Annotated in this window: 12 protein-coding genes and 1 pseudogene; 3 read left to right on the top strand and 10 right to left on the bottom strand. The window is 70.3% G+C overall.

Annotated features, from left to right (window positions below; all coding sequences use genetic code 11):
* Positions 1 to 73: 73 nt before the first annotated feature.
* The 6 genes from ACFYR0_RS12045 to ACFYR0_RS12020 all read right to left on the bottom strand — a co-directional run bounded on the left by ACFYR0_RS12045 (position 74) and on the right by ACFYR0_RS12020 (position 8,949).
* Positions 74 to 2,245 (bottom strand): alpha-galactosidase, encoded by a 2,172-nt coding sequence (locus ACFYR0_RS12045; protein WP_389325478.1) that lies wholly within the window; start codon positions 2,243 to 2,245, stop codon positions 74 to 76.
* Positions 2,246 to 2,301: 56 nt separating this feature from the next.
* Entirely contained in the window at positions 2,302 to 4,383 is a 2,082-nt protein-coding gene (locus tag ACFYR0_RS12040; protein ID WP_389325475.1) for a beta-galactosidase, read from the bottom strand.
* On the bottom strand, positions 4,377 to 5,276 hold the full coding sequence (locus ACFYR0_RS12035; protein ID WP_389325230.1) for a carbohydrate ABC transporter permease: 900 nt from the start codon (positions 5,274 to 5,276) through the stop codon (positions 4,377 to 4,379). Before ACFYR0_RS12035 ends, ACFYR0_RS12040 begins: the two co-directional genes overlap by 7 nt.
* Positions 5,273 to 6,184 (bottom strand): carbohydrate ABC transporter permease, encoded by a 912-nt coding sequence (locus ACFYR0_RS12030; protein WP_389325227.1) that lies wholly within the window; start codon positions 6,182 to 6,184, stop codon positions 5,273 to 5,275. Before ACFYR0_RS12030 ends, ACFYR0_RS12035 begins: the two co-directional genes overlap by 4 nt.
* Before the next feature lie 62 nt (positions 6,185 to 6,246).
* Positions 6,247 to 7,611, bottom strand: coding sequence for an ABC transporter substrate-binding protein (locus ACFYR0_RS12025; RefSeq protein ID WP_389325224.1), 1,365 nt, complete (start codon positions 7,609 to 7,611; stop codon positions 6,247 to 6,249).
* Between the two features lie 417 nt (positions 7,612 to 8,028).
* Positions 8,029 to 8,949, bottom strand: coding sequence for a hypothetical protein (locus ACFYR0_RS12020; RefSeq protein WP_389325221.1), 921 nt, complete (start codon positions 8,947 to 8,949; stop codon positions 8,029 to 8,031).
* A 728-nt stretch (positions 8,950 to 9,677) separates the two neighbouring features.
* On the opposite strand from ACFYR0_RS12020, the gene ACFYR0_RS12015 reads away from it, so the two are divergent.
* Positions 9,678 to 10,190 carry a winged helix-turn-helix transcriptional regulator gene (locus ACFYR0_RS12015; RefSeq protein WP_389325218.1) on the top strand — a complete coding sequence of 171 codons (513 nt, stop codon included), beginning with the start codon at positions 9,678 to 9,680 and terminating at the stop codon, positions 10,188 to 10,190.
* A 212-nt stretch (positions 10,191 to 10,402) separates the two neighbouring features.
* Here the strand turns inward: ACFYR0_RS12015 and ACFYR0_RS12010 are convergent, their stop codons facing one another.
* Positions 10,403 to 11,083, bottom strand: a complete 681-nt coding sequence (locus ACFYR0_RS12010; protein ID WP_389325215.1) for a hypothetical protein — start codon at positions 11,081 to 11,083, stop codon at positions 10,403 to 10,405.
* 315 nt (positions 11,084 to 11,398) lie between these two features.
* On the opposite strand from ACFYR0_RS12010, the gene ACFYR0_RS12005 reads away from it, so the two are divergent.
* Both ACFYR0_RS12005 and ACFYR0_RS12000 read left to right on the top strand, forming a co-directional pair.
* The gene (locus ACFYR0_RS12005) at positions 11,399 to 11,680 is read left to right on the top strand and encodes a hypothetical protein (RefSeq protein WP_389325212.1); all 282 of its coding nucleotides are present in this window, start codon (positions 11,399 to 11,401) and stop codon (positions 11,678 to 11,680) included.
* A gap of 124 nt (positions 11,681 to 11,804) precedes the next feature.
* Positions 11,805 to 12,371, top strand: a complete 567-nt coding sequence (locus ACFYR0_RS12000; protein ID WP_389325209.1) for a YcxB family protein — start codon at positions 11,805 to 11,807, stop codon at positions 12,369 to 12,371.
* A gap of 339 nt (positions 12,372 to 12,710) precedes the next feature.
* On the opposite strand, the pseudogene ACFYR0_RS11995 reads toward ACFYR0_RS12000, so the two are convergent.
* The 3 genes and pseudogenes from ACFYR0_RS11995 to ACFYR0_RS11985 form a co-directional block, all read right to left on the bottom strand.
* Positions 12,711 to 13,067: pseudogene (locus ACFYR0_RS11995) on the bottom strand (flavoprotein); the annotation flags it as partial.
* A 44-nt stretch (positions 13,068 to 13,111) separates the two neighbouring features.
* Positions 13,112 to 13,879 (bottom strand): aquaporin, encoded by a 768-nt coding sequence (locus ACFYR0_RS11990; RefSeq protein ID WP_389325206.1) that lies wholly within the window; start codon positions 13,877 to 13,879, stop codon positions 13,112 to 13,114.
* Positions 13,880 to 13,919: 40 nt separating this feature from the next.
* Positions 13,920 to 14,228 carry an ArsR/SmtB family transcription factor gene (locus tag ACFYR0_RS11985; protein ID WP_389325203.1) on the bottom strand — a complete coding sequence of 103 codons (309 nt, stop codon included), beginning with the start codon at positions 14,226 to 14,228 and terminating at the stop codon, positions 13,920 to 13,922.
* Between the last annotated feature and the right edge of the window lie 46 nt (positions 14,229 to 14,274).

The raw sequence follows: 14,274 nt of genomic DNA, 5'->3' as shown, positions 1-14,274 counted from the left end.
AGGTTCCAACGGTCCCGTAGGCACGGAAGACGGCAGGCCCACGGCACCGTGCGAGGGTGTCCGGCATCGGCATCTAGCCCGGCCCTCCCGGGAGTACGGCCGACGCGGAAGGCTCGCCGACGGGTGCGCCCGCGCCGGGCTCGACGCGGCGCAGCCGGATCAGCGCGCTCGCGCAGTCCCCCGGCGGCAACGCGGGCAGCGGCATGCCGAAGCCGGTCAGCGTGGCCCCTGACCGTTCCAGGCCGGTGTCCTCGTCGCGGTACCGGGCCTCGGGCGGCAGTCCGCGCAGCCGCAGCGGAGGCGGCTCGGGCCCGAAGCCGGTGCTGGGCCGCCACACCAGTACGACGACACGGTCCCCGTCCTCGGCGACGTACTGCACCGCGGTCAGCGGCCCCTCCTCCGGCGCGAGAAGGCGGAACTGCCGGCCGTGCTGCACGACGGGCCGGATGTCCTTGTAGGTGCGGATCAGCTCGGCGGCCTCCGCGCGTTCGGCGGCGGTCCAGCGCGTCAGGTCCCCGCCGACGCCGAGCACCCCGGCCATGGCGCTGTGGAAGCGGAAGCGCAGGGGAACGGCGCGGCCGGTCAGCGGATTGGGGCTGTCGGTCACCCAGGCCGACATCACACAGGCCGGGTACACCTGGCTGAAGCCGTGCTGGATGGTGAGCCGGTCCACCGCGTCGGTGTTGTCGGAGGTCCACACCTGGTCGGTACGGCGCAGTATGCCCGGGTCGACGCGTCCGCCGCCGCCCGCGCATGCCTCGATGCGCAACTGCGGGAAGGAAGAACGCAGTTGGTCCAGTACGTGGTAGAGCCCACGGGCGTGTTCCACATGGACGCGTCTGGCGTCCGGCCCCGGCTCCCGGGCTCCGGCTTCGGTGAACGACCGGTTGAAGTCCCACTTGAGGAAGTCGACCGAAGCCTCGTCCACGAGCCGGCGCAGGGTCTCCAGGGCCCATGTGGTGACCTCCGGCCGCGAGAAGTCCAGGACGAGCTGGTTCCGCAGTTCCGTGGCGGTGCGGTCCGGCGTGTGCAGGATCCAGTCGGGGTGCCGGCGGTACAGGTCGCTGTCGGCGTTGACCATCTCGGGTTCCACCCAGAGACCGAACGCCATGCCCAGACGGCGGACTTCGTCGGCGAGGGGGCGCAGCCCCCGGGGGAAGCGGCCGGGGTGCGGCGTCCAGTCGCCGAGTCCCGACCGGTCGTCCTCGCGGCCGCCGAACCAGCCGTCGTCGAGGACGAAGAGTTCCGCGCCGAGTTCGGCGGCATGACGCGCGAGAGCGATCTGGTTGTCCTCGCTCACCTGGAAGGAGGTCGCCTCCCAGGAGTTGTACAGCACGGGCCGCAACTCACGCGGGTGCGGGAGGACGTGCTCGCGCAGGTGACGGTGGAAGGCTCGGCCGGCGGCCCCGAAGCCGTGGGCGGTGTGCAGCCCCAGGCTGATCGCCGTGCGGTGCGACCGGCCCGGGGCGAGCCGCAGTTCGGTGCCCTCGTGGCCCTCGCCGACGGCCACCGAGACCTGCTCCGCGGCGGTGCGCTGTGCGGTGATGCGCCAGCTGCCGCTCGCGGCGAGCGCGACGGTCCAGACGTCGCCGTGTTCCTCGCCCGTGTCGCCGGGGTCCAGCGACACCCAGGGGTTGGCGTGGTGGGACGTGTGGCCGCGACGGCTGCCCAGCACCGTCTCGCCGACGGCCAGCCGCGAGCGTTCGAGCCGACCCTCCGCGGACCAGCCGCCGTGCACCGCGCCGAGCCGCCAGCCCGTCCGCCGGGGCATCGGCCAGTGGGCGCAGTCGTGGCGGAGCAGCAGGATGTCACCGTCGTCGCCGGTGCCGGTGTGCGTGAACTCCGCCCACCGTTCGATCATGTCGCCGCCCGCGGGGACACGGTAGTGCAGGTGCCAGGACAGCGGCCGGACGCGGTCGTGGAGTCGGATCACCAGGTGGTCGTCCGCGAGGAGGGCCATGTCCTGGACGGTTGCCTCGACGGGGCTGGAGCCGTCGGCGAAGCGGACCTCCAGGGCGGGGGCGCCGAAGCGGGCCCCGCCCTCGTGCGGATACTCCTCGACCCCGTCCCAGCGTCCGGCGAAGCTGTTGTCGTGTTCGGCCCACACCGGCAGCAGGACGGCGTCGGCGAGGGGAAGCGGGGGTCCCCAGTGGACGTGCCGGACCGTGCCCGCGGCCCGGTCCACTCTGAGGACGTAGGCGCTGCCGGCGGTGCGCAGCAGTACGGTTCCGCTCGCCTCGTCCATCTGCACGGTGGGTGAGGATCCGAGGGGCGATGAGGCCGAAGCGGTCGGCGGGGTCGTCACGTGGACGCTCCCTGAGGGCTGTGCCGGGTGCCGGGGCGCGGGTCCGCCGGGGTGGACGCGAGTTCCTCACGGATCACCACCACACCTCCGGGCGGCACGGCGGCCTGTCCGTCGGTGACATGGGCGCCGGCGAGAGCGACACCGGTGACGGGGAGGCGGATCGCTTCCTCGGTGTGGTTGATCAGGAAGAGGTAGTCGTGCCGTTCTCCGCTACGCCGTACCGCTTCCAGACCGGGCGGAGCGTCGACGACCGGGGTCGCCCCGGCCTCCGCGCACAGGGTGCGGAGCAGTTTGCCCAGCGTCTCCATCGGCAGGCGGCAGGCCGCGTACCAGGCGGTGCCGCGGCCGTAGGTGTGCCGGGTGACCGCGGGGCCGCCCCGGGCCGGGCCGCCGTCGGGCGTGTCCGCGAAGCGGAACTCGGGCGTGCAGCCGCGGGGTTCGACGCGCTCCGCCCAGTGGCGGGCGTACGACCCGTCCTCGAGCCGGGCGGCCTCACCGGAACGCAGGGGCAGGTACTCGTCCACGACGAGGCCGAGTACGTCGCGCAACACGCCCGGATACCCGCCGAGGTGCACCCGGTCGTACTCGTCGACGACTCCGCTGAAGCAGCCCACCGCGAGATGTCCGCCCTGGTCGACGTACCGGGTGAGGTTCTCGGCGTCGCCGTCGGACAGCAGGTAGAGGCTGGGCGCGAGGACGGCCCGGTAGCGGGAGAGGTCGGCGCCGGGCGGGACGAGGTCGCAGGTGATGTTCAGACGCCACAGTGCCTCGTACCAGTCCCGGACGGCGTCCAGGTAGGAGAGGGTGTCCGACGGGCGGCCCGCCAGTTCCAGAGCCCACCAGCTGTGCCAGTCGAACAGGATCGCCACGTCACCGCGCACCCGGGCACCGGTCACCTCGCGCAGGGCGGCCAGTTCGGTTCCCAGTGCCCTGACCTCCTTCCAGACGCGGCCGTCGGTGCCCGCGTGCGGGAGCATCGCGGAGTGCCACTTCTCCGCTCCGGCGCGGGACTGCCGCCACTGGAAGAACATCAGGCCGTCCGCGCCGCGGGCGAGGTGGGTCAGGCTGTTGCGCCGTGTCTCGCCCGGCCGTTTGGCGACGTTGACGCCCTGCCAGTTGACGGCGGACGTCGAGTGTTCCATGAGGAGCCAGGGGCGGCCCGCGGCCATGCCGCGGGCGAGGTCGGCGTTGAGCGCCAAGTCGATGTGCGCGTCCGGGTCGGCAGCCGGGAGGTAGTGGTCCACGGAGACGACATCGCAGGTGGCCGCGAAGGCGTACCCGTCGATCTTCTTCTCCAGCGTGCCCATCACATTGGTGGTGAGGGGCACCTGAGGGGCGAGCCGGCGCAGGATGGCGGACTCCTCGGCATGCCGGGCGAGCAGCGCGTCGGAGGAGAAGCGGCGGTAGTCGAGCTCCTGGCCGGGGTTGCGGAACGCGGTGGTGTCGCGCGGCGGGTCGATCTCCTCCCAGTCGCCGTAGCGCTGGCTCCAGAAGTCCGTTCCCCAGGCCTCGTTGAGCGCCTCCAGGGTCCTGTACCGCTCCTGGAGCCAGGTGCGGAAGGCGGCGGCGCTGGTGTCGCAGTAGCACAGGGCGTTGTGGTTGCCCCACTCGTTGTGGACGTGCCACATGGCCAGCGCGGGGTGGTCGCCGTAGCGGGTCGCCAGTGCGGTGACCAGGTCGTCGGCGGCCTGCGCGTAGGCCGGACTGCTGGGGCAGAAGACCTGCCGACTGCCGTGGGCCAGGCGGCTGCCCGAGGCGGTGACGGGTCTGGCGTCGGGGTGCCGCCGGGTGAACCAGGGGGGAGGGGCGGCGGTGGGAGTGGCGAGGTCGACGGCGATGCCGTGCTCGTGCAGCAGGCCGAGGACCTCGTCCAGCAGCCGCCAGTCGTACGCGCCGGGCCGCGGCTGGATGCGGGACCAGGAGAACACGCCGACGGTCACGAGGTTGACGCCCGCTTCGCGCATGAGGCGCATGTCCTCGTGCCAGACCTCCCGCGGCCACTGCTCCGGGTTGTAGTCGCCGCCGTAGGCGATCCCGTCCAGTCGTCGGGTCACGTCGGCGAGGGAGGGGTTCACGATTTCACGGCTCCAGCGGCGAGTCCGGCGCGCCAGTAGCGCTGCAGGAGGAGGAAGGTCAGCACGATGGGCACGACGGATATCAGCGCGCCCACGATGGTGAGGGTCTGTAGTTCGGGAAGGCGGCTGGTCTGCGACTGCCAGGTGAACAGGCCGAGGGTGACCGGGTAGAGACGGTCGTCCTGCAGCATCACCAGCGGCAGCAGGAAGTTGTTCCAGATGACGACGAACTGGAACAGGAACACGGTCACCAGGGCGGGTGACATCAGGCGCAGCGCGATGCTGCGGAAGATGAGGAACTCACCGGCCCCGTCCATGCGGGCGGCCTCCATCACCTCGTCCGGTACGGACGCGGCGGCGAAGACGCGGGAGAGATAGACGCCGAACGGGCTGACGACGCTGGGCAGGAACACCGACCAGAAGGTGTTGGTGGCGTCGGCCTCCGCGAAGAGGAGGAACAGCGGCAGGGCCAGCGCGGTGGCGGGGACGAGGACACCGCCGAGGACGACGGAGAACACGGCCTCGCGCCCGCGAAAGGAGTACTTGGCCAGGGCGTATCCGGCGGCGGCGGCCAGGAGGGTGGCGACGGCCGCTCCCGCACCCGCGTAGAGCAGGCTGTTGAGCAGCCACCGGGTGAAGACGCCGTTCTGCTGGCTGAACAGAGCGGACAGATTGTCGCCGAAGTGCCAGTCGGCCGGCAGGAAGCCTGGTGTGGCGACCAGGTCGCTCTGGCTCTTGGTCGAGGAGACGAGCAGCCAGTAGACCGGCAGCAGCATGTAGACGGCGACGACGATCAGGAACGCCGTCGCGGCCACGGCCGGCACGGGTGAGTTCCGCCGGCGGGGCGGTCGGCTGATCGTGGCGTGGGCACCTTCGGTGCGGGTGAGCAGACTCATCCCTGCCTCCTGGAAGTGAACCGCAGGAATGCGAACGACAGCGTGAACGTCACCACGGCGAGGATGACCGACAGCGCCGCCGCCTCGCTGTAGCTGTCGCCGGAGGCGAGCGAGTAGGCGGCGAGGTTGGGGGTGTAGGTGCTGGTCACACTCGTGGAGATCGCGCGGAAGACCTGCGGCTCGGTGAACAGCTGGAAGGTGCCGATGATGGAGAACACCGCGGTGAGGGTCAGCGCGGGGCGGATGACGGGGATCTTGATGCGGGTGGCGATGGTCCAGCCGCCGGCCCCGTCCATCCTGGCCGCCTCGGAGATGTCGGTCGGCACGGCCTGGAGCGCGGCGTAGAGGATGAGCATGTTGTAGCCGGTGTACGTCCAGGTCACGACGTTGCCGATGGACCACAGGATCGCGTCGGGACCGAGCAGGTCGACCTCGGCGCCCACGGACCTGAGCATGTCCACGACGGGCGACAGGCGGGGATCGTAGAGGAAGGCCCACATCAGTGCGGCGACGACGCCCGGGATGCCGTACGGGACGAAGTAGACCAGGCGGAAGAAGCGCTTGGCGCGGGCGACCGCCGAGTCGAGCAGCAGGGCGAGCACCAGGGCGAGGGTCAGCATGACGGGGATCTGGACGAGGGCGAAGGCGAGGACGCGCAGCACGCTCTCGGTGAAGTAGGGCTCCTGGACGACCTGGGCGTACTGGCTCAGTCCGGCGAAGACCGACTCGGTGCGGCCGAAGGTGCCGCCGGTCCGCTCGGTCCTGTGCAGGCTCTGCCAGAACGCGTAGCCGACCGGCACGAGGGTGAACAGGAAGAAGGGAATCAGGAACGGCGTGAGGAAGGCGTAGGGGGCGAGCGTACGGCGTCGGCGTCTGGGCGCCGTGGCCGGCACGGTGGTGGGAGTCACGGGAAGCCTTTGCGTTCGCACTCCCTGCCGCGTCGCGGCAGGGAGTGGCGGGAGGGGACCGGTCAGCCGCCGGTCACATCGAGTGCCTGCTTGCGCAGGGAGTCGGCGCTCTGGCTGCCGGTGTCCTTCAGGACGTCACCGAGGGTGCTCTTGCCGGCGATGACGCCCGCCGTGCCGTCACTGAGGTAGCGGTAGGTGTCCGTCATGGTCGGACCCCAGGTGAAGTCGGTGTCCACGTTCGCGGAGGCCTCGGCGAAGACATCGAAGATCTTCTGCTTGCCGTAGAAGTCGACGGGCTGCTTCAGCGCGGGCAGTTGGAGGCCCGCCTCCGCGGCCGGGTAGAGGCCGCCTTCGCGGTTGAGGATCTCCAGCGCCGTGGGGTCCGTGTTGAGCCAGAGCGCGAACTTCGACGCCTCCGCCGGGTGTTCGGTGTCGCCCAGCACCGCGGTCGTGGACCCGCCCCAGTTGCCCGCCTGGCTGTCCCCGGCCTTCCACTGCGGCATCGGGGCGACCGCCCACTTGCCGCTGGTCGACTTGGCGTTGTCACGGATGGTGCCGTAGCCCCACGCGGCGCTGATCCAGGTGACGACCTCGCCCGAGTTCCAGGCCTTGTACAGCGCGGGGGAGAAGCCCTGGAGGTCGGTGGCGACGAGCTTGTCGTCGATCATCTTCTGCCAGTAGTCGGCGACTTCGCGGCTCTCGGGGCGGTCGACGGTGACCTTCCACGCGTCGCCCTCGCGCTCGAACATGGTGGCCTTGTTCTGCCACAGCAGTCCGGTGAACCAGTTGGGGTCCGTCTGGGAGAAGTGGGTGATGTACTTGCCGGCCTTCTTCAGCGTGCGGGCCTGCGCGGCGTACTCCTCCCACGTGGCGGGGGCCTTCAGGCCGAGCTTGTCGTACACGTCCTTGCGGTAGAACAGCGCCATGGGGCCGGTGTCCTGGGGAACCGCCCAGACGCCGTCCTTGCCGCCGGCCCCGAACTGCACCTGCGACCAGGTCCAGTCGACGAACTCGTCGCCCGCGGCACCCACCCCGGGGCAGGCCGATATGTCCCGCAGCCCCTCCTTGAGCCGGAAGCTGGCCAGGGAGTCGTACTCGATCTGGCCGAGGTCCGGGGCCTTGCCGGCCTTGAGGGCGTTGGAGAGGTTCTGGTAGGTGCCCGCGTTGCCCGAGGGCGTCGTCTTGAGCTTGACCTGGATGTCCGGGTTCTTCTTGTTCCACACGTCGACGGCGTTCTGCATGCCCGGCACCCAGGACCAGTAGTCCAGCGTGACCTTGCCCGAGGCGGGCTCGCAGGACGCACCGGCCGCGCCGCTGTCTCCTGCGTCGCCGCCACCCGCACCGCACGCGGTCACCGCGGTGAGGGCCAGGGCCACTCCGCCGTAGACGCAGCGTCTGGCCAGCGAAGTGAGATCACGCATCGCCATGAGGTTCCTCCTTGCGAAATGGGGCCCGCTCCGACGAAGCGGTGCGCAAACCTGACTGCAAAATCACACAGAAGTCAACAGCTTCCGCGACACTCGCCGAAGTCAGAACCTCTTCGTGATCGCCGCGTAACATCACTCGGCGTGAGATCATGCCCTCTGAGCTGCGGTTACACCGCACGCAGCGGCAAGGTGCGAAATCCCGTCTCCCTTTGCGGAATCGATTACGCTACGGTTCCAGCCGAGCCCGATCACGAGGGAGGTCGACGACGCACACGAGTCCGCTGCGAAGCCGCTTCCCAGCCTCGCCCGAAGCACGGTTCACCGTCCTGAGCAGCGGTTCTGGCCGACGGCGTGCTCAGCCCCGGAGGAGCACAAGGGCCTGCGCGGGCGGCCCGGCCGGTGCCCGCGCCGCCCGGCTCACACGGATGCGCGCACACCGAGAACCACGCCCACCACGACCGCCGCGACGAGGACGGCGAGAGCCATGTGCAGCGTCGTGGCCGGCCGGGACGGCGCTGAGTGACGGTGAGCGGCTTCCCGTACGACTGCCGGCCGGGGCACCGGTGTGGCTCGCTCGGCATACGCCAGACAGGAGTAGCCGACCAGGGCCGGTACCAGAGCGACCCGGGGAGCCGTGTACAGCGTGCGCAGTTCGAACAGGGCGTGCTCGCAGCGCACACAGGCGGCCAGATGGGTGTCGAATTCCGTGCTCAGGGCCGCGGGTGGCGAGCTGCGCGCCCGCGCGTCCAGGATGCGCAGGTACCCCCTGCACTCCGGCCCGTCGCAACTGGTGCCGTAGGTGTCCAGATAGTCGCGCAGCAGAGTGGTGAGCGCGTGATCGCGGTGGTACGCCAACTCGGCGGCGTCGACACCGGCGCAGATCGCCGCGAGTTCCCTTCCGCCCGGTTCGATCTCGGTGTACCAGAGGATCTCCTGCTCGTGCTGGGGCAGCCGCCAGAAGGCGTGCGTGAGCTGGTTGGGTACGGATTCGTGCCGTACCTCGTGTTCACCGACTTCGAGGAGCCAGTGAACGAACTCCGGTGCCAGGCGCTGTCGGCGGTCGTCGTCGGCCCACTCCGCCGCATGCCGTCGCATCAGGAGCAGGAGGCTGTGCCGCACCGCTCTCGGCCGGACGCGGCCCGCCGCGGCGACCCGGACGCCGGTCGACAGCGTCTGGTGACAGAGCTGAGCCGCGAAGCGCTCCTCCGGGACGCACAGCCGGGCGTACTCGAGGAGAGTCGGCAGATGACGGGCGCGGAGCACCTGCAAGGCCTCGAAGGCGGCCGAGCCGCGTGACGAGAGTCCGGCCACCAACTCGGCGTCGGAGGTGGTGGACATCGCGTGCGTCCAAGGGTGTGTCTCATGGTGCTGGGGCATGTGCACTCCCGCGATGGCTGAGGGCGCCGGGCTGTGAGGCATCGCCAGGAGGATCACGAGGTGCCGTGCTGGGATGCCGGGACACTATGGCATCAAGTCAGCCATCGCAGACCCTCGTTGACGCCACCTTGCGCCCCGGCCCCATGGCGGGAACGGAAGGGGTCGGCCGTGCGGGATCGCAGTTCGACCGGGGTGCCGTGGAGGAGGAGTCAACCGCTCCGCGAGAGTGGCGGACCTCGCCGACCAGGCTCTGGCCAGGATGGAGGTGGCTGACGCGAGAGGGCGCCGGGCGCCCGCCTGCGGCTGCGTCGTCGACGTCCGGCCCTGCCCGAGGCGTTGCTCGATGGCTGGTTCTGGCTCGGTTCAGCCGGGGATCGGTCCCGGAATTCTTCTGAGAGCGGAATCGATTACGCGTGATGTGAGGCCCTTGGTAATCCGCGATCGTGTCGCCTTCGACGCAGTTCAGTGCGCCGTCGGTGCGGCGGCTGTCACACCACCGACTTCCGAGGGATTCCGGGCCCTGAAGTCGCCTTAATTCACCATTGACTCGATGCGAGTTGACCGGTAGAAGTTCGGATGATGCTTCCGGCGCCAAGGGGGGTGTCACCCTGGCCCGCGATGCTGGTCATCCGGCCTGCGGTGCTGGTCAGCGGAGTGCGTCGCAAGATGAGACCGATACGGTCGACGGCATGAGACGGACCTCGTTCGACGGCTGGCCCTGCTCCATCGCCCGCACCGTGGACATCCTCGGTGACGGCTGGACACTGCTCGTGCTGCGCGAGGTCTTCTACGGTGAGTCCCGCTTCGACGGCTTCATCGACTCACTCGGCATCGCCCGGAACACGCTCACCGACCGCCTTCGACGTCTGGAAGCGCTGGGCATGCTCGAGCGGTCCGTCCACCAGACCGAACCCGTCCGCCATGAGTACCTGCTGCCGGACAAGGGCCGCGACTTCATCGGTGTGCTGAGCGCGATCAACGCGTGGGGCGACCGATGGCTGGCCCACGACGAGGGCGTTCCGGTGAAGGTGCGGCACACCACGTGCGGCCATGACACCCAGGCACGGGTCGTGTGTTCCTCCTGCGGTGAGCCGCTTCGTCACGAGGACGTGGCCGTGCGTACCGGCCCCGGTCACCCGGAGCGTCTCCTCGACAACCCGGTTGTGCGGGCACGGTTCGCCGATGATTCGGCGGCTTCCTGATGAGCCCCGCCGGCAGCTACATCACCGGTGCCGTGATCCCTGTCGACGGGGGAGCCGGCGCCACTCGGTGAGTTCACGGGGGCCGTTCGGCCTCGTCGAGCGGTGTGTTCACCCGGCCCGTGAGCACACTCCTCGGCCCGCGTCCGCCGCCCGCCGGCCTCGGGCGGCCCCCTTCAGATCGCCGGCCGCCCGCAGAGCTGGGACAGCCGGCGTCAGACCGCCGGGTCCACGGATGTCCTGACGTCGAGGGCCGCGTCGAGCCCGACAGCCGGGGCGAGACCCAGCCGCGCCCTGCACGAGGTGATCCGGTCGACCGCCCAGGCTCGGACGGCGTCCCGGTCGTCGACCAGGTCCAGCAACTCCCGCGTGGTCCGCTGCGCGTCGCTCATCCACTGCACGACCGGTTCCTCGTCGAGGACCGTGCTGAGGCGATCCCGGGCGACGGAGACGTCACCGACGAGTGCCGCGGCGACCCCCGCGTCCCATGCCTCCCAGGACCAACCTCGGTCGACCCGCTGGGATATGAGGTCCCGGGCCGTCGCCGCCAGGTCCGGGAACCGGCGCCGGAACATCTGCGCCTTGACAGCCGCTCGTTCCGCGAGATCGTCCGCCACCGACGCGAACTGCGCCTCGTTGCGGAAGCCCTGACTGGCTACCGGCAGCGACTGGACATCGAAGGAGAAGTGTCCCATGTCGTGCCACAGCCACGTCACGCCGGCCTGGAGACCGCTTCCCTGTCCCGATTTCGGGGCCGAGAACTCGACCACGCCGAGCCACCAGCCCTGATCGTCCAGCCACGTCCGGGACCGGCCTTGCCGGCGCAGGCCCAACGGGCGGAGCCGCGCCCCGGCGGCAGTACCGATCAGCCGCGATGCGGGAGAAGTGGATGCCATCCGGCTATTCTTCCCCAGGCGGCGCCGGGCCCGACGGGCGGGGTCTCCGGGCAAGTCCCCTGTCACGCAACGCACTTGTACCCGCCGGACTCGGATCACCGCACTCACCGCCCGGGACAAGCAGGGACAGGACAGGCACGGTGACGGCCGAGAGACGACTCGGGACACCGGATCCGCAATCACCGAACGTCGGCCAAGGGCCCTGTCATACACGGCAATACCACGTCGCCACTGCCATCCTGAGGGGTCGGACAGCCCGGGCCGCCCCCGCCCGGGCCGGAACCCGGCGTGAGGACAAGGCCGAGCGGAGCCCGTATGTTGACCAGCCACAGTCTCGATGGCGACACCCTGCACGTGACCCTGCGCCACAGCCTCGACATCGCCACCCGTGCGGCGGCCGCCCTGGAGATCGAGGCCCTCGTGCACGCCCACCGGCCGCGCCAGGTCGTCGTCCAGGTACCCGCCGGGGAACCGACTCCCGCCACACTCAGTACAGTTCTGCGCGCCCACCGCATGTGTGCCGGTCTCGGCGTCCCGCTGACGCTGGCCGACGCGGGCACCGCCATGCAGCGCTTGTTCGCCGCGAACACGATGTGATCGCCACCGTGCGCGTCCGCTGTCCGCCGAGGCACAGGCCGTTCCTCCAGACCCCCGAAAGCGGCGGCAGCCCTGCCACTGCGTTGCGATACGATCCGCTGGTTCTCGTACCCGGGGAGGAAGCATGACCGCAGGCCGCAGCGCTGAAGGAGCCCACGGAAGTGCGGAAACCCCGGGCGATGTCCTGGACGAGCGGGCCGCGGTCCGTCTGGTCTACCGCCCGCAGCCTGGCGACACACTGGTCGGTCTGAAGGCCCGCGAGCGGATCAAGCGGACCGGACTGATCCTGCGAGTCGCGTTCCTCACTCTATGGGTGGGGCAGTGGCTGCTCTCCACCGTCGGCCGCGGAAGCGTCGACGTCGTGTCGACGGTTCTGTTCCTGTTCGTCGTCCTGATCGTGTGGGGATACCCCCGCCTCCAAGCCGCCCATGTCCAGCGGACGGTCGGATGGCAGGGCGAGTACCGCGCCACGATCTCCTCGGCAGGGATCACCTGCCGTACCGACCACAGCACGCTGGTCCAGGAGTGGCCGTTCTTCCGGGGCTACCGAGAAACGACGGGCCATTTCGTCCTGCTCAGCCGTGACCCCAACATCATGTGCCTCGATGTCCTGCCGAAGCGGGGCGCGCACGAGGCCCTCGACATCGACCGGCTGCGGGCCGTCCTGGACGAGCACATCGCTCGCGTGTGACGCATCGGCCACCTGATGCCGGCCCGGTCATCAACGCCCTGCCAGTAGCGTCGGGCAGATGACCGATGACGTAGCTCTCCTGAACCGACTCGCCGAACTCGCGGAGGCGTGGGGCGAGCGAGGGGCACTCACACCTCGAATCCTCCAGTGCCATGCGAACGACACTGCGCCGGATACGACTGCGGCGGCCATCTCCTCCCCAGCGACCGCGGCTACGCCCGTATGGCCGACCCCCTGGACCTGACGACCCGACGTCACCGCCGCCGTAGCGATGGGTGACTGTTCGGGTGCGGGCCGTCCGCGGCTGGTCGCGCAGTTCCCCGCGCCCCCTGAGTACGCTCACGATCCGCAGCAGCCGCCCGGAGCGGCCTGGTCAGGGGAGGTCGTGGTCACGGCCGGGACGGCCGTCGGCGTGCTGAGCTGGATCAGCTGCGGCGTCGGCACGCAGCAGCCTCCGCCGCCGTTCTGGTCGGTCTCGGGGGCGTCGAAGAGGCCCGTGCCGCCGCAGACTCCGGTTTCGGGGAGGGTGAGTTCGACGTTGTCGGCGGCTTGGAGGCCGCCTGCGAGGGCGGCGGTGACGGAGCGGACCTGCTCGTAGCCGGTCATGGCGAGGAAGGTGGGGGCGCGGCCGTAGGACTTCATGCCGACGAGGTAGACGCCGTGTTCGGGGTGGGCGAGTTCGCGGTGGTCGTGGGGTGACCCCAAGCGCTTCCTGGGCGCAAGGACGCCGGGGACGCGCGCTATACGGCAGGGTCCGCGTCGGCGGTCCGGCCCGGGTGGAAGAGGAGTGCCACCAGGCCCAGGCCGACCATGCCGCCGATGATCTGCATGCCGATGAAGCCGGCGACCGAGCCCGGGGCGATACCCGCGAAGGTGTCGGTGAAGGCGCGGCCGATCGTCACGGCGGGGTTGGCGAAGGAGGTCGAGGAGGTGAACCAGTAGGCGGCGCCGATGTAGGAGGCGACCGCGACGGGTGCGTGACGGAGCTGGTCGGTGCGGGCGAGACCGAAGACGAGCAGGACCAGGCCCGCGGTGGCGACGACCTCGCCGAGGAGCAGGTGTCCGGCGGAACGGTCGTGGGTGGACCACTCGACGAGAGGCTTGGCGAACATGGCGTCGGCCAGGACCGTGCCCCCGATCGCGCCGACGGTCTGCGCGGTGACGTAGACGGCTGCTTCTCGCAGCGTCACGCCCGTCCCGCCGCGTCGGGCGGTGAACCATTCGGCGAGGGTGACGACGGGGTTGAAGTGGGCGCCGGAGACCGGGCCGAGCAGGAGGATCAGCACGCCGAGGCCGAACACGGTGGCCAGGGAGTTGGCGAGCAGTTGCAGGCCGACATCGCCGGTGAGCTCTGTGGCCTGGATGCCGGAGCCGACGACCACGGCGACGAGGGCCGCTGTGCCGAGGAGTTCGGCCGCGGCGCGGGCGATGAGCGGCCGGCGCCGCGGAGTCGCATGCGGCGCGGGCTGCGGGCCGAGGGCGACGGCGGGCTCGTGCGTGGCGGTCAAGCGAGGACTCCTTGGTGGTTTCGCCGTGCGAGGCGAGGGGTCAGGGGCAGGACCGCTTGTTGCCGGCGGCGGTGCGGGCGGACTCGGCCAGCTCGGCGAACTGCCCGGCGAGCGAGGCGATGACGTCCGCGCGGAGCCTGTAGTAGGTGAACCGGCCGCAGGGTTCCGTCTCCACGACACCGGCCTCGCGCAGCACCTTCAGATGGTTGGACAGGTTGGTCTGCCGGGCACCGGTCTCCTCCACGAGATGGGTGGTGCACAGTGTCTCCTGGGCGAGCAGAGTGACGATCTGAAGCCTCAGCGGGTCGGCCAGTACCCGGATCAGATCAGTGTCGACTGACGTCAGCATGCGCTGATACTGTCACATCGGCGGTGACTGATACCACTGAGTGCTG

This window comes from Streptomyces sp. NPDC005017 (assembly GCF_042873115.1).
Taxonomy (GTDB): Bacteria; Actinomycetota; Actinomycetes; order Streptomycetales; family Streptomycetaceae; genus Streptomyces.
Note: the sequence above shows the minus strand (reverse complement) of the source record. Positions and strands in the feature narration are given on the sequence as shown.

What these genes read in the sequence shown, in the direction of transcription:
- ACFYR0_RS12045 (WP_389325478.1), bottom strand. Translation starts at nt 2,245, where the DNA reads ATGGACGAGGCGAGCGGAACCGTACTGCTGCGCACCGCCGGCAGCGCC.
- ACFYR0_RS12035 (WP_389325230.1), bottom strand. Translation starts at nt 5,276, where the DNA reads ATGAGTCTGCTCACCCGCACCGAAGGTGCCCACGCCACGATCAGCCGA.
- ACFYR0_RS12025 (WP_389325224.1), bottom strand. Translation starts at nt 7,611, where the DNA reads ATGGCGATGCGTGATCTCACTTCGCTGGCCAGACGCTGCGTCTACGGC.
- ACFYR0_RS12020 (WP_389325221.1), bottom strand. Translation starts at nt 8,949, where the DNA reads ATGTCCACCACCTCCGACGCCGAGTTGGTGGCCGGACTCTCGTCACGC.
- ACFYR0_RS12015 (WP_389325218.1), top strand. Translation starts at nt 9,678, where the DNA reads ATGAGACGGACCTCGTTCGACGGCTGGCCCTGCTCCATCGCCCGCACC.
- ACFYR0_RS12010 (WP_389325215.1), bottom strand. Translation starts at nt 11,083, where the DNA reads ATGGCATCCACTTCTCCCGCATCGCGGCTGATCGGTACTGCCGCCGGG.
- ACFYR0_RS12005 (WP_389325212.1), top strand. Translation starts at nt 11,399, where the DNA reads ATGTTGACCAGCCACAGTCTCGATGGCGACACCCTGCACGTGACCCTG.
- ACFYR0_RS12000 (WP_389325209.1), top strand. Translation starts at nt 11,805, where the DNA reads ATGACCGCAGGCCGCAGCGCTGAAGGAGCCCACGGAAGTGCGGAAACC.
- ACFYR0_RS11985 (WP_389325203.1), bottom strand. Translation starts at nt 14,228, where the DNA reads ATGCTGACGTCAGTCGACACTGATCTGATCCGGGTACTGGCCGACCCG.